The sequence below is a fragment of the Mucilaginibacter terrae genome (genome assembly GCF_031951985.1).
Taxonomy (GTDB): domain Bacteria; phylum Bacteroidota; class Bacteroidia; order Sphingobacteriales; family Sphingobacteriaceae; genus Mucilaginibacter; species Mucilaginibacter terrae_A.
The window spans coordinates 272,630-290,310 of record NZ_JAVLVU010000001.1; the positions used below are offsets into that span (position 1 = coordinate 272,630).

The following is a 17,681-nucleotide window of genomic DNA, read 5'->3' on the forward strand; positions in this document are numbered from 1 at the left end:
CAGACTTTTATAACTGGTTTTCGCAACAGCATTAGTTTGGAAATAGCCACTGCTTGCATAATCAAAAATAAACCGACTAATACTTGAAAAGTAAATAAAAACAGACTTTTTTTTTCATATAACTGACTATTTTGCTAAATTTAAGCTATGATTAAGCGGATACTACGCCATACTTTTTCGTTATTAAATACTGACCATGTTAAATTGAGCGCCAAATGGAATTATAGAAACGTAATTAGCCCTTATCATCGGATTTATTATATCGACGATGGGTTGGGAGAAATTTCAGATATGGAAAATAAGCTGAAATTGGAACCCGGTTACCTATATATTATTCCAAGTTTTACGTTATGTAACCTCACATGCCAGGATTATTTGAGTCAGTATTTTGTACAGTTTTTTGAAGAATCATCTGACGGGGTTTCACTATTTGCTAATAATCGGTCAGTTTTTAAAGTAAAAGCTCAGGAAATAGACGTAATTAATTTTCAAAGGCTTGTAGTAATTAATCCAGGTCGGGGAATTAACCGGTCAGATAACCCGAAAGTGTATGAAAAAAATATTTATTATCGTGAATATCAGGAATTAAATAACCAACAAAACATTGCAGCCTTCCTGGAAACGCAGGGATTATTACTACAATTGGTATCAAGATTTGCTACACCCACTATATTCAGGCAAAAAGAAGTCAAATATATACCGGTTAAAATTCTCGAATCAATCAGTTTTATCAGTGTTAATTTACATATATCGCTATCGGTTGCATTCCTTGCCAAAAGAGTAAATCTGAATCCGGAATATTTTTCACGATTATTTCAGGAATATACAGGGACCCGCCCTTTATTGTATGTTCAAGAAAAGCGAATAGAACGTGCGCAGTATTTGATTGTTACAAGTCAAACCAGTTACTCCGAAATTGCCGAACAGACAGGGTTTGAAAGTTTATCGCATTTCTCAAGAACTTTTAAAAGTGTTACGGGCATAACACCTAGTGCTTTTAAACGCCAGATATACTCTACAAAAACTGACTAAACCCGATATAAGATGATTCCAGTTGAGTGATTGAGAAAAGCCTTAGCACATAGACGTCTTTACCGATGTTAAGGTAGGAGAGTGATCAAGTCAATAATGATTCGTTCTTCAAATAAGATCGTTGCTAATTATGTGGTTATTTACTTCATTATATTCAAAAGCTATAAATATGTGATCAAGTTTGCCAATGGCTTTGGAGAGTGGGCAATCTGCGACTTAGATCGCCCAAATAAATTCGGATTGATTGTTTATGATAAATTTGCTGGTTGTTTTTAGAAATTCGCTTCCCTGACTGATTGTTAATTAGCACGCAAGTAAATTAACATCTGACATTATTTTATACATTGCCTGAATATAATATTCCGTAATTGCATTGGGCTTGCTAATTTTTATTGAAATTTGATTTTTTACTTAGCGGAAGTACTAATACGTTCGCCGACAGCCCTTTCAATTCGAACGTCTTTCGTTTTCCAAGCTTAATCGTTTTCATTTCTGGTTTTACCGCTTGCGGATTGTCTAAACTGTTAAACGCACTTTTATCCTTATCGGAGAGCTCAATCCAGGTGATCATATCTTTTAACTGGTTTGATCCGGATAGATTTAAATTTACAGTACGGGCATTTAATGAAGTATTGATCAATTTGACAATAATATTTCCTTTGACCGTATCAATACTGCTGGTGGCATAAATACTATCCTGACCGGCAAGGGGTTTGCCTTTTGAAAGGGTAGAAAGTACAACATCACCCTTATTGACGGCAAACATTTGCTGTACGTAATAGTTGGGTGTGGCGACAGAATGAAGATTGTCAAACCAGATCAGGTCTGGTCGCCATTGCCATGCTTCTATAGAAGCCAGCAACGGGGCATAGGACGCCATTTGAACAACATCTGCATTTCGCTCCAGCCCGGTCATAAATGCGGCCTCACATAGTGCTGACCAGATAGTATTATGGCTCTCTGCGTGGGTATCCTTCTGCATGTTGTCCGGAATATGGACAGCATACTCACCGGCAAAAACTTTCGAATCCTTTCGCTCATAGGTATCATACCGGTTTACATTTTTTAGAAACCATTCCGGATCCCGGTAATAATGTTCGTCGATAAGCTCTGCCTTTTCCTCTCTTAATTTTTTGTTTAAAAGATCGAACATCGTGCCGTTAGGGCTCGGTCCTGCGCTGGAAATTAGTTTAACCTCAGGATATTTACTTTTAAGTACGGCTGCAAATAGCTTAAACCGCTCGATGTACTGTTCGCCCCATTGTTCGTTGCCAATACCCAGCAATCTTAAGTTGAAAGGTTTGGGATGACCTAATTGAGCTCTTAAAGCCCCCCATTTGCTGGTTTGTGGTCCATTTGCAAAATCGATCAGATCAAGGGCATCCTGTATATAAGGGTCAAGTTGATCTAATGATACTACTTCTGCGCTGTTGTATTGACATGCCATTCCACAATTCAGGATAGGCAGGGGAGATGCCCCGATATCCTCACAAAACTGAAAATATTCAAAGAAGCCGAGGCCAAATGATTGGTAGTAATCCGGGGCAGATCTTTTAGCGAATTCCACGTTCCAGCGATTCAGCAAAAGTTCCCGCCCATCTGTCGGTCCAATAGTTTTCTTCCACTGATAGCGGTTGAGCAATTCGCGCCCCTCTACTATACAGCCTCCCGGAAACCGCATAAAGCCGGGGTGCAGATCGGCAAGCTTCTGGGCCAGATCGGCTCTTAAACCATTCTCTCTGTTTTTCCACGTCTCCCGTGGGAATAACGAGATCATGTCTACTTCAACTTTTCCCTTGCCTTCAAAAATGACATTGAGCCTGGCCTTGGCCGTTGTTTCCTTGCATTTGAAAATGACAGTATAAGTTTGCCAGTCGCTTGTAAGTTTGTCTATTTTAGCACTACCTACTATTTCATTTTTTGGATCTTCAGCCTCGATACGAATTTTAACACTGTCAGAAAAAGAACATGCAGCAATTGAGAATCGGTATTGCTTATCTTTTTCAAGACCGATCCCACGAAATCCTTCATTACTTAAAACAAATGATCCCGGACCTTCGATCAGATCAATTGCAGCATGTCGGGCATGGCTACTTCCCGCTTTTTGATGGTTTACAATTAACAGTGAGGCTTGTTTCCCACCTGTTTTCAGCTGTTTCCAGCCCATCAGTGGCATCGGAAATTCGAATGATCTGTTCTTTACCAATTCGGCATAAAGTCCTCCGTCCGCAGCGAAGTTTATATCTTCAAAAAAGATACCCCACATCTCCTTGGATACATGCGCAATGGGTTTGTTGGTATCAATATCAATGTTGACCGAATTTTGAGATCTTGCAGATTGAACGAATAGTAATGCAAGACATATTAAGCTTCCGGACAGTTTAATGGAAAATTCCAGTGACGATTTATAGTGCATATTAAGTTCTTTTAAATTCAAAGGTTAAACCCCAATAAAATTTTTTAAGCGTGGCAGCGCTTCCGATCTCCTTGGATGATCAGGGTTTTATACCGACAGAGTATTTTTTTGAACGGAGCAAAATTGCAAAGTTCAGGATCAGGGAGGTGGGCAATGCGACTAATTTACGTTTCAAAAGGTGGTGTTTCATGGGCCATTTAGAGTATATGCTTAAGACACTATATTTAGCTGCTTATACTCAAGGGAACTCAAAGTGTAGCCGCTAATATTTTTGACTTATTATCGTAGCATGTTCCAGGTCAATGGGCAGCATCTACTTAGCTTCTCCTGATCAACATTCAAATGCTTCTGTGTTGATCTTTGCCAAGGGAGCGCTGAAATTCAGAAATTCATCTGCTTAGTAGTTGTTTGTCATTTGGCCGAAGATGTTTTGATGAAAATGTTCAATGTATCGGATGAATCATTCAATTATTAAAATAATTTAAGGTTCAAATTCTGCTTAGTTTTCGATAAGACCCTCCAAATGCCGGATAATGGTTCTATTTGATTTCCAAAGTCGATCAAATGACCGAGCCCTTTTAAGGAAACCTGAAATCACCTTGTATCGTTTAAAATTTATACTGAATTTTTTGAGTATGCTTTTTATTGGAAAGTGTCTATAATTGGTATTTATAATTGTATACTACATGATTAAAAAGCCATTGAATTTTGTGATAATGGGTATGCTGATGATCGTATTCGGCGCGCAGTCTTATGCTCAGAATATATCTGCTCAGAAATATTTTCCTCAGCCCGATAAAATTAGATTTAACGGCTCCTGTCTTTTTATAAATGGGCAGGAAACTTTTGTGTACAGTGCCGCTTTTCATTATTTCAGAACGCCCAAAGAGCTATGGAGAGATCGCTTTGCCAAGATAAAGGCTGCCGGTTTTAATACTGTTGAAACCTATGTTCCCTGGAATCTTTCTGAAATGAATATGCCAAAAGACCTGGATGACCTTTCTCAATTTAATTTTAAAGATCTGATGGAATGGTTGCACATGGCCCAGGATGAATTTGGTTTTTACACCGTATTGCGGCCCGGGGCATTTATATGTGCCGAATTTGCAGGTGGAGGATACCCGCGCTGGCTGGCAAAATTCCGTCCGGATGATGTCGATGGTTTTTGGCTCAGAAGCGCGGATAAACGTTATTTAGATTGGCATGATCACTGGTATAAGGGGTTTTGTAAGGCAATTAGATCAGAACAAATAACCAACAAGCGGCCGGGAAAGAAAGGGGTGATACTGGTTCAGATCGAAAATGAGTATAACGCCCATAAAACCACCAATAAAAGCTATGCACTACAGCGAATGTACGAAAGCGTCCAACGTGGAGGCATTAATGTTCCGGTCTTTACCTGCCTGACTTCCGAGACCCGCGGTAGTAAAGACCCGGCCTTAGCCCAGGTGTTTGATTGTGACAACTATTATGTCGGATTAAGAGATGCTGTCACCTGTGCCCGTCGGATGCAAACCCTGAAACAACAGCAACCAGATGCTCCGGGTTTTGTTACGGAATTGCAGGGAGGCTGGTTCTCGACGGTCGGAAGTACCCTGAGTGAGGACCATTACTCTAATGACCGTCACTTTTATGCGATAGCTATGATGTCCATCGCTGGAGGATCAACGGGAATTTTTCCCTATGTGTTTGTGGGAGGGACTCACTTCGAGGGATGGGGTGCCAGAGGGCAGACGACTACTTATGATTATAATGCTGCTATCAGGGAAAATGGGGCCTTGTCTTCAAAGTATTACGCAGCGAAAAATATTGGTGATTTCATCAGACAATATGGAGGTTTGCTGATCCACTCCAAAGGTGGCGTATGCACGTTTACTAATGCTCCTGAAGAAATTGTCGGTGGTTTTCGAATATCCTCAAATGGCACGCGGTTTATTTTTATTCATAACAATTCGCCTAAAGAAACGCGTTCCGGGACAGCACAGGTAAGACCTGGTCAGGACAACACCGCTAAACCAATGTACAATATCGATCAGGATGAAAAAAAGGTGTTAATAGCCAACCAACCGAATGCTGATCCAGAGCTTAAGACAGCTCCCTTCAAGATCGCCTATGAACTTGCCCCGTTAGAAACCAAAGTCTTGATCATCCCGCCTGGCCTCACTCCGGAAAAGGGAAATTGGTGGTTCTTCCAAAAAACCGATCCAACATCTAAACCAGTTACATCCGTTCGTATTCAGGAAGTGAAAAAAACGGACGAAACCGCGGATGGTCAATGGCGTCCTTTGCCGGTAGGCAAGTCGTTGCCGGAATTAAAAATCAATGATTCCCGTTATGTCAGGTACAGGACAAACTTTGAGCTGACCGATAAAGAGGCTGATCGGTACACCCGTTTGCTGTTTAATACTTTCTCGCGTGATATCATCTCCCTGGAGATCAATGGTAAAATTGCACCGCGGCTTTATCCACAAGAAAAATGGGCAGCTGAAGTGACTCGCCAAAGAGAGCTTTCATTTACTTTTTTAAAAGAGAACGAATTTCACAATCGTTTCGATGTGACAGGTTTGCTAAAACATGGACGTAACGATATATGGATTGTGTATGAGAATATCGGGCATGAACATGGCTATTATCCTATGGAGGAGTTGGCTGGTATCCGTACTGCCGGATTGTCGGTGAGCGATACGGTGATCGATAAAAAACTTAATTGGGAATATGATGCTGATCTGGCCGGTGTAAATAGTGGCTTTACACGTCCTGACTTTGTACCTGATAAAAATTGGACCACGCTTTCATTGGATACAACTACTAAAATTGCGCGTAAAGGTAACGGGCTCCAACCTAAAGGCAAACAAAATGCGCTGCTTACCTGGTATCAGGCCAATTTTAAATTGCCGGAAAAGGTCAGCAAGGAAACCTGGCGCCTTCTGATCAATGCATCCGGCAACGGCTATATCTATATTAATGGACATAACATCGGACGCCACTGGGAAGCCGGGCCGCAACGTGAATACTATATCCCGGAGTGTTGGTTGAAATTTAAGAAAGGGGAGACCAACACCATCGTTTTAGGATTAAGGCAGACAGTCAACGGTGCAGTCATCAAAAGTATGGAAATCCGTACTTATGATAATGAAGGTATTTGATCCGTCTCGGCCAGTTAACTCAAAGCTTCCATAGATACTTACTCCTAACGATCGATCAATAATTATCAAATTTTTAGCGATCACCATATGATGTATAGGTTAAATCGGATGATGGTACCATTATTAGCCGTTGGCACTTTTGCCGTGGCTATACTGAACACCACTTTGCTTAAAGCACAAATTGCTAATCCATTTGGAAATCCGCTTATCCCGGATATGGTCGCGGATGCAAGTATTCAGGTTGTCGATAACACCTTTTATTGTTATGCAACAACTGATGGTTATGATAATGGGTTAAATACTTCCGGCCCACCCGTTTTGTGGAAATCAAAGGATTTTGTACACTGGAGCTTTTCGGGCTACTACTTTCCATCCGCAGTAGGTCAGAAGTACTGGGCACCAAGTAAAGTTATAGCTGCCAATGGTAAATATTATATCTATCCTACCATAAACGGTTTCATGTACGCCGCGGTCGCGTCCTCACCCGACGGCCCTTTTCAACTGGCAATAAAGCCTGATAGTCTTTATAAGCCATTTACGCCATCGACCTTATTAAAGTCACCAGACTCTAAGCCACCATATGGAATTGATGCGGAGGTTTTCATAGATGATGACAAACAAGCCTACCTGTTTTGGCAAAAACGAAAAGCAGCCCGGCTTCATAACGACATGGTGACCGTTGATACAAACATCGTGACGATACCAACACCGAGGACAGGGTATTCAGAAGGACCAATATTTTTTAAGCGTAAAGGGATCTATTATTACCTCTATACCCTTGGAGGAGGAGAAAAATACCAGTACGCCTACATAACGAGCAAGAAGTCTCCGCTTGGCCCGTATGACTTTCCAACTACAAATGATATCATTACCACCACTGATCGCGATCGGGGCATTTATGGGCCTGGACATGGTTCTGTATTTAATTTGCCCGGTACCGATGATTATTACTTCGTGTACCTTGAGTTCGGACGGGGTAGCACCAACCGGCAAACATATGTTAACAAATTGTTATTTGATCGGGATGGAAATATCAAACCAGTGATACTCAATAAAGAGGGGGTCGGCCCGTTATTAAAAGACAAAGTGGCCATCCCCAAAAAAATTTCAAAAGCGACCGCTTCCAGTATCCGGGCAGATCTGAAAGTAAAACCTGAAGGTGATTCGTCACTGCACCGCACAGAGTCGTTTTCGCCCTTCTTTGCTTTAGATGGATCCAATGGTTCCAGATGGATGGCCGAGACCGACGATACCGACTGTTGGCTGCTCGCAGACCTTGGTAGGCCGCAAAGGATCACACGGAGCGAGATCTACTTTGTCAGGCCAACGGCAGGGCATGCCTATGAGCTCGAGTATTCCCTGGACGCGGTTCGGTGGCTCCCAGTCGGCGGACATGGTGATGTACAAATAAGATCGCCGCATAACGACAAACTTAATTTAAAGGCGCGGTATCTTAGGGTGAAGCTGATCAAAGGCATTCCGGGGGTTTGGGAATGGAAAATATATTAAGCCTGGATCGTTTCCAACGGGTATGATTCTGCGGTCGCTACGATAATATTGTGATTTTATTGATCATGATCGTGACGGTGCAAAGTATCGCTTATTTATCTTGGAGAGACATTTGCTGGTGTCAAAAAATGAGGTTTGGATCTAATTGCTCATTATGTCTATCTTAACCGTCATAAGTTTTAAAATTCATTAAGTTGCTTACTAAAAAACATTTATAAAATGAGGCTGATAAAGAACCTTGCTTTTCGCGACTTACTTTAGGATATAATGTGAACTAGCTATTTTGGGATCTTAGCTTTAGAAAGTCGATTCGCGCTGGAATCCCTGATTGTTAACGAGGTCGGTAGTTGAACTATTCGTGGCGATACCTCGGAAGTTGATTCCAGTTGCTCAAATAGAAGTTGTACAGCCTGCTCACAGATCGATTGAATGGGTTGAGCAATGGCGGTTATTGATGGTTTAAAAAAACGAAAAAGATTGGCATCATCAAAGACAACGATACCGATCTGGTCAGGAATGTTCTTTTTTAGATCCAGTATCGTTTCGAGGCCTATTTCAGCAAGGTAATTGGTGGCAAAAAATAACGCGTCAGTTTCTTTGTGTTTGTTGAGGAAATTTTTAAGCTGTATAACCGCTTTATCTTTGGGTTCATGGTATTTAATTTTCAAAACGTTTATATCCATCCCTGCTTCACTGGCAGTGATCTGGTAACCCCGCTCTCTTTCACGCATCTGGGCCTGATCGGAGGATAGTGTCACCATCGCTATGTGTTGGTAACCATTATCTATAAGATGTTGAATCGCCTTAGCCGTTCCCCTGAAATTATCTACAAGTACGCAACTGCCATCATAGTCACTCAAGGGGCGGTCAATAAAAACAACAGGTGTTTTTTCATCTACTAATTCTTTAACGGTAGATTCAATTCCGGGTGCTGGAACGATGATAAAGCCGTCAACCTGGTGGTTTCTGAAAACCTGGATCAATTCTTTAGTGATCTCTGTGTTATTTTCAGTACTGCCATAAACGATGCGATATCCTTTTTTTCCAAGTATTTCTTCAAAGCGCCTGGCTAATGTCGAAAAGAATGCGTCGGATATATCCTCGATCAAAATACCGATCGTTTTACTTTTTCCGGTCCTTAAACCCTGAGCCATCCGATTGGGTTTGTATCCAACCTTCTCAATATGTTTCAATATCTTCCGTTGTAAAGCTTTGCTGATCGCATATTGATCAGCTTTGCCGTTTAATACCCATGATATGGTGGTCTTACTAACATGGAGTTGCTCGGCAATATCTTTAATAGATAATTTTTTTTTCATTCAGTTGAAGTTTGCAGTTTTTCAGGTGATGAATATAAAGCAATTAATTAAGTAACCTTAAATTTATTAGGTAAGTATTCTCTTCGGCATAATTACAAATGCTCCATCTGTTACTTTGCTCTGCAAAATAAGCCATGCCCACCAAATCATCCGGGAAATGTTCTTACCACAGCTTTTTATCGGTAAAGTATATTTTAACCATTAGGCGCTCCATCATACCAACTTTGATCTAATGCCAAGGTGAGCTGATCAAGCATTTCTTGTCCCGGTTAGATCAGAGAATATAAAATGTTTGTTGAATGGGTTCGGCGGTTTTAACCTTATGGCCCTTCGAACTTCCATACTGCCATGCCTCAACAACTACTTTTACCGGGAACTTTGCGTTAGGCGGTATGGGCTGCAAATGAATATAATTGTCTTTAACTATAGCAGGGCCTTCCAAAACAGAAAAATGAACCGTTAAGCCGGATGATGCTAAAGCTTGAGGCTTTACGTGTTTAGATTTCCTGTTTAGATTAGGAATTGGTAGGAACGTAATTGTTTGATCTTCACCAAGAACATTCCTTGGCCGCAGTTGCATTTTAGCTTGCTGCACTGCTGACCGGAAGTAAGCGTCTCCCTTAAATACGGCAGCAAACCAAGCTTCATATCCTCGTTCGGTTTTGTCGAACCCATATTGGGGTTCAACGCGAAATGTGGAGTCATTGATCTTGATCACAGGTCCTGTTATTCTTTCGACCGTCAACCCTGCAGCAATTGGAAAGGAGATCGGAGTTCCTTCCGGCTGGCCTGACCAGGAACCAGGACGCGGGCTGCCGCCGGGTACGCGATCATAAAAGAATGGTTTAACATGAAAGGTTATACCATCTGACATGGGATCAAATGCCAGCCGGATCTGGTTGTGAGTATTTTCCTGTTTTATGATAGTGTCATTTTGCAGGTAACCTATCAGTGGTGTCTTTAAACCGGAAAAACGTCGCTGATATTTTCTTACAGCAGACACGGTTTCTTTGTCGAAAAACCAAAACGCTTCAGCTTTACTTCCTGCATAAGTCTTGACCGGGGCTGCTTTCAGGTTAAGATCTTTATCACCTGACCATTTTTCCATTAACCATCCGGTCACTGTAGGATCAACTTTACTCAGGCTTTCTGAACGCTCATTATAATTTTTCGGTAAACGGAACTTTAAGGCCTTAGCGATGTAAAAAGCTAAAAAATCAATTTTTTCCTGCGTAGCATTAAAGTGACCTTCACCCGGGCATGCAAGCATGCTTAAAGGTAAGTTAGGGTGATCAGCCCGTTGTTTCAATCCTTCGGCTGACCAGATTACAGCTGCTTCATATTCTCCCATTGTCTCCAGGCAAGGAATAAAATCAATATTCTTACTGCCCCATACGTCAGGGGCAAAATTTTTAGCCCTGAAATAAGGCCACTGGCCACTAACTGATATTGCTGCTATTGCTTTCTCGGGACACCATGCAGCCATGTAATAAGGAGAACTTGCGGCCGCTGAATGTCCCAGCCCAATGAAAGGAACGTATTTCAATTCGGTATAACCTGAAGTTGTACCCAGGTCCCTCATGATGTTCCTGTAAATATCACCGGCCCCTTGTTGAAAGTCAAATGACAGGTCAAATCCAGGACTTACCCAAACCTCTGCAATACCGAGCTTGGACATTTCTTCTCTAAATCTTTTATTTTCAAGAATCGACTGCTCCTCCATGTTATTTTGTGCAAAAATGATTGCCCGCACACGTTTGCACTTTTCTGGGATCCAAAGGTATGCTTTTGAGTCTCTGCCATATTTTGTAGCATAGTTAACCGATACAGACCATTGCCATATTGCGCATTTAGCTTCCTGGTGAATAGGAAAGAGCAGGGCTATCCAAATGACGAATCTTATATAATGTGATCTCATTAATGATCGATTTATTACTAAAGGGTTGCTCAAAACAGCTTTCCGGTTACTTAGGCATACGGTTGTATAAATTTAAAGTTCCCGTTATCGAATAACCTTCGTTTATGAATTGGGCATGATTTTCAAATATACTTACTAAATCGATTAAGTGGTGATTTTAGGATATTTTTAACATTAACCATGTCGTTCAAGGTATAAGCTACAAGTGCTCTAAAGTATAAATGAATTGATGTACGCATTTTATATTATGATATAGAAATTGTAAGTTTATATTGCAGTTATACCTCCGCTACTGGAAAACACTCGTTATATAATTGTTCGGTCTGACTATGCTGTCATGAGATAGATTTGATTTATTGAGTATTAAACCGTTTAAATTCTGTCATTTAATTATGTATAGTAAGACGAAGGAAGAGCAATTGCCATTCACGTTTCTGACGCCGGAAATAAGTCCGGAACAGGTTAAAAGAAACTGGAATAAGATTAGCATGGAAATCAATGATAATATCTTGTATGAATTAAGCAAGCAAGAAAATCCCGTCCCAATGGCATCTGTCTTTTCTGAAGATGTACTTCTTGAACAATCGGAAAGTCATTCAGATAAAACCCGTGGTGCTTGAATAAGATCACAACATTAATATTGATGTTGGGACATGGTGTAGGCCCGACATATTGATTTCACAGCTATCTCCACCTGCGTCTATTGCGCAGATGCTAATACAATGATGAAGTGTGACCAGCAGCTTTTTCATTCAATTACTTTTCCATATTTTGAAAAAAAGGCGTCCCTCGCTGTGATCTCGATAAAAAAGTATAGATGCATAGACATTTAAAGCTGAACCATTAGCTTTGTCAGACTTTTTCTATGTGTTACCTACACACTGATTATAAACTGATGCCGAAGGCTTACCTCTTGATGTTATTATAATTGCGGGTATAAAAACTATATATAGTTTTTATATATCAGGTAGTTATTAATTATAACTTATCAACTCAAGCAATAATATTCGATGCATTTTTTAGCGTAGCCAGTCTGGTTTTCACCTTGAAAAGCTTAATTTTTAAACAAGATTGAATCAAGTATTCGAAATGCGTAACCTAAATGGACACCGGATGGGTAGATTATGGAGCGAGAGAACCTGCTCGATTCTGATATCGACAATACGGAACATTGTAAAAATCGCTCTGGCCTTTCTTATCATTTTCTTTCCTAATGATTTGAAAGGTCAGGCTAACAAACTGGCAGTTGAGCAAATTGGCATCCAACATGGCCTGTCCAACAATGAGGTACGCTGCATCTTTAAGGATCATACCGGTTACCTTTGGTTTGGTACGTATGATGGCTTGAACCGTTATGATGGATATACATTTAAAATTTTTCGAAATAATCCTAATCAGCCCCAATCCATTTCAGATAGCTGGATAAATTGTATCGGAGAGGACAATGTTGGGAGAATGTGGGCTGGGACCCGGCATGGCGTGAACGTGCTTGATCCGCGTTCAGAGACGTTTAAGAGTCTGACCGCTTCACAAGCCCGCGATACTACCCAAGTCAAAATTACTACTAACATCAGTGATATAAAGCGCACGCAAGATGATAGGATGCTTGTCGGAACTGATGGGCAGGGACTTGCGATTTTTGATAACAAAAAATCAACTGGCGGCGAATTTTTGCCTCTGCTTTTGGGAAGTCAATTGAATTATGGTTATTCTGTTAGTAAAGTATCAGTTGGTGTCTCGGGAGAAATTTTTGTGATAGTTAAAGGTCAAGGGTTGTATCAGCTTGATAACCGTACGTTAAAGTTTCGGCTCCTTAACGATGAAATTCGCGTAGCAACGAGCATGGTTCAACAAGGGAGAATCATTTGGGTGGGTAATAACGCTGGCCTTCACCGTTATTGCCTTAACGAAAAACGATATGATCTCCATTTAAATGAAAATCACAGTGAACTAAGCAGTAATCGGGTAACGTCAATTCTTCCCGTAAATAAATCCGAATTATGGATCGCTACTGATGGTGGTGGAATAGATATCCTTGATCTGGAAACAGGAAGAATTAAAGTGATGACGAACGGTAGTGACCGTTTTAGTTTGACAAGTAACGCCGTATATTCGTTATACATGGATGATCGTGGGCGAAAATGGATCGCGACGTTAAGGGGGGGGATCAACGTAATTGATGAATCCAAAAATCGTTTTCAGAACCTTGTACATGATCTTTTCAATGCTAATAGCCTTATAAGTGATTTTATTAAGTCCGTTTTTGAGGATTCTAAAGGAAATGTTTGGATCGGTACCGATGGTGGTGGTCTTAGTATCTGGGATCGCCGTTCAGGCAATTTTACCAATTACAGGCATCAACCTCATGCGATCAACGGCTTGAACTCAAATTTTATCACGAGTATTTTAGAAGATAACAAAGGTAGGATCTGGATCGCCACTTATGGCGGTGGTATTGACCGTTATGATATTAATTCCAGATCATTTATTCATTACAACGGATATGACCCGACTGGTTCGGCTAAGGGAGTTGTGATGTGGAGCATATTTCAGGACAGACATAATGGAATTTGGGTAAGCGGCTTGCAGGATGGATTATACAAGTTCAGTGAAAGAAATGATCGTTTTGAGTTATTGAAAACAAAGCCTGCAAATACGCTTTGCTTTGCGGAGGATAGCAGGGGGGGGATTTGGACTGGCACTTTTGACGGCATTTATCAGTTAGGTTCGAAAAATGACATTTTTTATCCGCTCAACGCCACGGTAAGGACCATTCATCCTGAACATGAGAAAGGTTTATGGGTTGGAACGGAAAAGGGCCTGATGTTTTTCGATTCCCGAAGCAAGAAAGTGACAATGCATTTCACTACAGATGATGGTCTCAGTAATAACACAGTTTTGGCTATTGAAGCTGATAAAGGCGGAAATCTTTGGCTGGCCACTTACAACGGGTTAAATAAATTCAATATTAAGAGCCACAAATTTAATGGTTATTATCGCAGTGATGGCTTGCTTAACCGTGAATATAATTATAATGCGTCAGCACATTTACGAGATGGCCACCTGGCTTTTGGAGGCATCAATGGACTAACCCTTTTTCAACCGGAAGCAATTACGCCCGATCGGGCTCGCCCTAATCTGGTCATAACAGATATGGCTATCAATAATAAACATTTTACCGAAAACCTGGATCATATCGAGTTTAATGGTCAGCGGTTTGCGGGCGTTAATATTCCTTTTGACAAGGCTTCGCTTAACGTAAGTTTTGCAGCAATTGAATTTTCTGCGCAGGACAGGATCAAGTATAGATATCAGATGGATGGGTGGGACCGTGGCTGGAATTATACAAAGAACAGCAGGACTGCAACTTATACCCACTTGGACCCTGGCAACTATACGTTGCGTTTAAACTGTACAGATGCCGAAGGAAGATGGGTTAAAGAGGAAATACGGGTACGGGTGAAGGTGACGCCGCCATGGTATTTTAGCTGGACAGCAATGGCTCTCTATTTTTTTGTAGCTTCCGCTGGAGTGTATTGGTACATTGGAAACAGGTTTAAACAAAATAGACTTAAATATGAAATTGGTATAGCAAAAGCGAAAGCGGATTACCAGGAAGCTATGCAGTTAAAGGATAAGGAACAAAATGAACGTCAGTTGGAGTTCTTTACTGGTATCGCCCATGAGTTCAGAACACCCTTATCACTGATCATTAATCCGCTGGCTGACTTCTTAAAAGTTAATTCTTCAACTGAAACAAAGGAACTTGTTACGGTGTTCAGAAACGCGAAACGCCTCTTAAGGTTGGTCGACCAGCTGCTATTGTTTAGAAAAACTGAAACCAAAATTCCAGCGATGGCTATCTCGCATATGGATGTTATCGAATTATGCGAAGATGTACTTGGTTATTTTGAAGAGGTCTCCAAAACCCAAAATCTGAATTTAAGGTTCATCACCTACGATGATCTGCCTCAAGTGTACGGCGACAGGGAGCGTATTGAAATAATTCTTTTTAATCTTGTTTCCAATGCAGTGAAATATACCCCCCCTGGTGGAGCGGTTTCCCTGGAAGTAGAGGAGCAAGAAAGCTATATAGAATTCCGTGTTACCGACACAGGACCTGGTATACCAGAAGATGTCGGAAAACGGATATTTGAAAAGTATTTCCGCCATGTTGAAAATGGAAAGCGGGCAAAAAGCGGCTTCGGTATCGGATTGCACATCGCCCAGCGGTTTGCTCAGGATCATTATGGACAGCTCGACTTTACCAGTCGGGAAAATGGTACAACTTTTCGTCTGATGCTCAAAAAGGGATTTAGCCATTTCGAAGGTGTTGAAGTTTTGCATGCTAAAGGAGTTTCCTCTGGTCTTTTAACCGAACTATCTGAAGGTATAGTACGTGAGGAAATTCAGACAAATTATGCACCTGAAAATATTGCCTTGATCACTGATAAGAAATCCGTCTTACTCGTTGACGACGATGAAGAACTCCGAAATTACCTCAAAGGATTACTCGAACAGCATTACATCGTTTTTCGCGCCGCTAGCGGAGAGGAGGGACTGGTCTTGGCACGCGAGAAAAGACCGGATCTTATTATTTGCGACGTTATGATGAGCGGCATAAGCGGGGTAGAGGTCTGTGAGCAAATTAAATCAACAGAAGCCTTGAGCTACATCCCATTCATATTGCTTACCGCCAGTACCGCTGCTCAGATGAAGCTTGATGGATTAAAAAAAGGCGCCGACGACTATATATACAAGCCATTCGATTCGGAGATCTTATTGGCGCGGGTATCGAATCTGCTGCATACCAGAAGCAATCTGCAAAAATATTTCTACAATGCAATTACTTTGAAAACTGATGAGATAGCCATTTCTGAAGAATATAAATTATTTCTGGAGAAATGCATCGAAGTTGTTGAATCCCACTTGACCGATCCTGACTTTAATGTAGGTGCGCTTTGTAAGGTTTTAGGAATGAGCCACTCTAATTTATTCCGTAAGGTTAAGTCACTTTCAGGATATAGTATCAATAATTTTATACGCTTTATCAGGTTGCGCAAGGCAGCAGAACTGTTGATACAAACCGATATGAATATCAATGAAGTTGTTGTTGAGACCGGATTCAATGACCTGAAATATTTCAGGACGCATTTTGTGAAACTTTTTAACATGACACCATCAGATTTCATGAAGACTAACCGTCCGCTGTTCAAAAAGCGTTTTAATCTTACTAAGTAACGTTTCTCGCAATATAATTAGCAATATAGGCTTTTACATCATAAAAAGGTCTGTTTACACCTACTATTTGACTGGTTTATCCCTGCTGTTTCTTTTATTTTCCGCTCAAATTCGTTGTTGGCGTCCATCCAAAATTTAGCCTGATCAAACTGATGCTTTCCTCAGTGCTATGACGCTTCGTGTCGTAACCAATTGCCAATTATGAATATAGATTTTTACTTAGCTGATCTATGGACTCAAACTATAGCCGGAGATCTCACTGCATATGGGAAAATACATGAGTTCATGTACCCTAAGCTTTATCATTATTTAAAGAAAATAATGGATGATGAAGACCTTGCGGAAGACCTGATCCAGGACCTATTTGTTAAAGTATGGGAACGGAAAGGCATCATAGACCAGATCCACAATGTTCGGTTTTATTTTTTTAAAGCTGCAAGATCAATGGCGCTGAACCATTTCAGATGGGAAAAACAACATGGACGATTATGCGATTATTTGACTGAGTCGGATCATGCAGAGTCATCACGTGAAGAGGTGATCGTTCAACAGGAAGCGTCGAGAGAATTATCTGAGAAGATGTCAAGTGCTCTTAAATCATTGCCTAAGCGGCAGCAGGAAATGATCGTTTTGAAATATTATGAGAATTTTAGCTATGTAGAAATATCTTCAATGACTGGTATCAAATATCAATCTGTTATCAATCATGTACATAGAGGGGTTTTGCAGTTAAGAACATTGTTTCCAAGTAATACCGCTTCCGGCGTTTTTCCAAATCAACAACAAGATTCTCAAATACGATCATTGGTTGTTTCGGAGCTATATTGATATCAATTCCATTATAACTTTTAAATATGATCACTACAAACAACGATCAGGTCTGATCTTAAAGATCATCTTCCTCTAATTTGCTATTTCACTAAAACGATTTTTGTACTCTTACACTATTGAGTAGTGATCTTTATACCAGACTTTTGGGATCACTTCAAATAAGTATGAAATAAATCTGTCAGTTTTCCTTTAACGTGTATATATGTTTGCTTATTAAACTTTCTTAAATTATATGGAAATGCTTAATCGATTTAGTATATATTTGTTTG

9 protein-coding genes are annotated in these 17,681 nt (G+C 40.7%); 6 read left to right on the plus strand and 3 right to left on the minus strand.

The features are described 5' to 3' along the window. Positions 1-147: 147 nt before the first annotated feature. Positions 148-1,032 carry a helix-turn-helix domain-containing protein gene (locus QE417_RS01200; RefSeq protein WP_311947010.1) on the plus strand — a complete coding sequence of 295 codons (885 nt, stop codon included), beginning with the start codon at positions 148-150 and terminating at the stop codon, positions 1,030-1,032. A 382-nt stretch (positions 1,033-1,414) separates the two neighbouring features. On the opposite strand, the gene QE417_RS01205 is transcribed toward QE417_RS01200, so the two are convergent. After that, positions 1,415-3,469, minus strand: coding sequence for an alpha-L-arabinofuranosidase C-terminal domain-containing protein (locus QE417_RS01205; protein WP_311947012.1), 2,055 nt, complete (start codon positions 3,467-3,469; stop codon positions 1,415-1,417). Positions 3,470-4,134: 665 nt separating this feature from the next. Between QE417_RS01205 and QE417_RS01210 the strand changes: the two genes are divergently transcribed. After that, positions 4,135-6,594, plus strand: a complete 2,460-nt coding sequence (locus QE417_RS01210; RefSeq protein WP_311947014.1) for a beta-galactosidase — start codon at positions 4,135-4,137, stop codon at positions 6,592-6,594. An 87-nt stretch (positions 6,595-6,681) separates the two neighbouring features. Then, a complete protein-coding gene (locus QE417_RS01215) occupies positions 6,682-8,103 on the plus strand; it encodes a family 43 glycosylhydrolase (RefSeq protein ID WP_311947015.1) in 1,422 nt (473 codons plus the stop codon). Positions 8,104-8,381: 278 nt separating this feature from the next. Here QE417_RS01215 and QE417_RS01220 read toward each other — a convergent pair whose 3' ends face one another. Beyond that, the gene (locus QE417_RS01220) at positions 8,382-9,422 is read right to left on the minus strand and encodes a LacI family DNA-binding transcriptional regulator (RefSeq protein WP_311947018.1); all 1,041 of its coding nucleotides are present in this window, start codon (positions 9,420-9,422) and stop codon (positions 8,382-8,384) included. A gap of 274 nt (positions 9,423-9,696) precedes the next feature. Further along, positions 9,697-11,340 carry a hypothetical protein gene (locus QE417_RS01225; RefSeq protein ID WP_311947020.1) on the minus strand — a complete coding sequence of 548 codons (1,644 nt, stop codon included), beginning with the start codon at positions 11,338-11,340 and terminating at the stop codon, positions 9,697-9,699. A 488-nt stretch (positions 11,341-11,828) separates the two neighbouring features. On the opposite strand from QE417_RS01225, the gene QE417_RS01230 reads away from it, so the two are divergent. From QE417_RS01230 to QE417_RS01240, 3 genes are all read left to right on the plus strand, one after another. Continuing rightward, complete coding sequence (locus QE417_RS01230; RefSeq protein ID WP_311947022.1) at positions 11,829-11,960, plus strand: hypothetical protein; 132 nt, start codon at positions 11,829-11,831, stop codon at positions 11,958-11,960. A gap of 493 nt (positions 11,961-12,453) precedes the next feature. Then, complete coding sequence (locus QE417_RS01235) at positions 12,454-16,581, plus strand: two-component regulator propeller domain-containing protein (RefSeq protein WP_311947024.1); 4,128 nt, start codon at positions 12,454-12,456, stop codon at positions 16,579-16,581. A gap of 201 nt (positions 16,582-16,782) precedes the next feature. Continuing rightward, positions 16,783-17,409 (plus strand): RNA polymerase sigma factor, encoded by a 627-nt coding sequence (locus QE417_RS01240; RefSeq protein WP_311947025.1) that lies wholly within the window; start codon positions 16,783-16,785, stop codon positions 17,407-17,409. Positions 17,410-17,681: the final 272 nt, after the last annotated feature.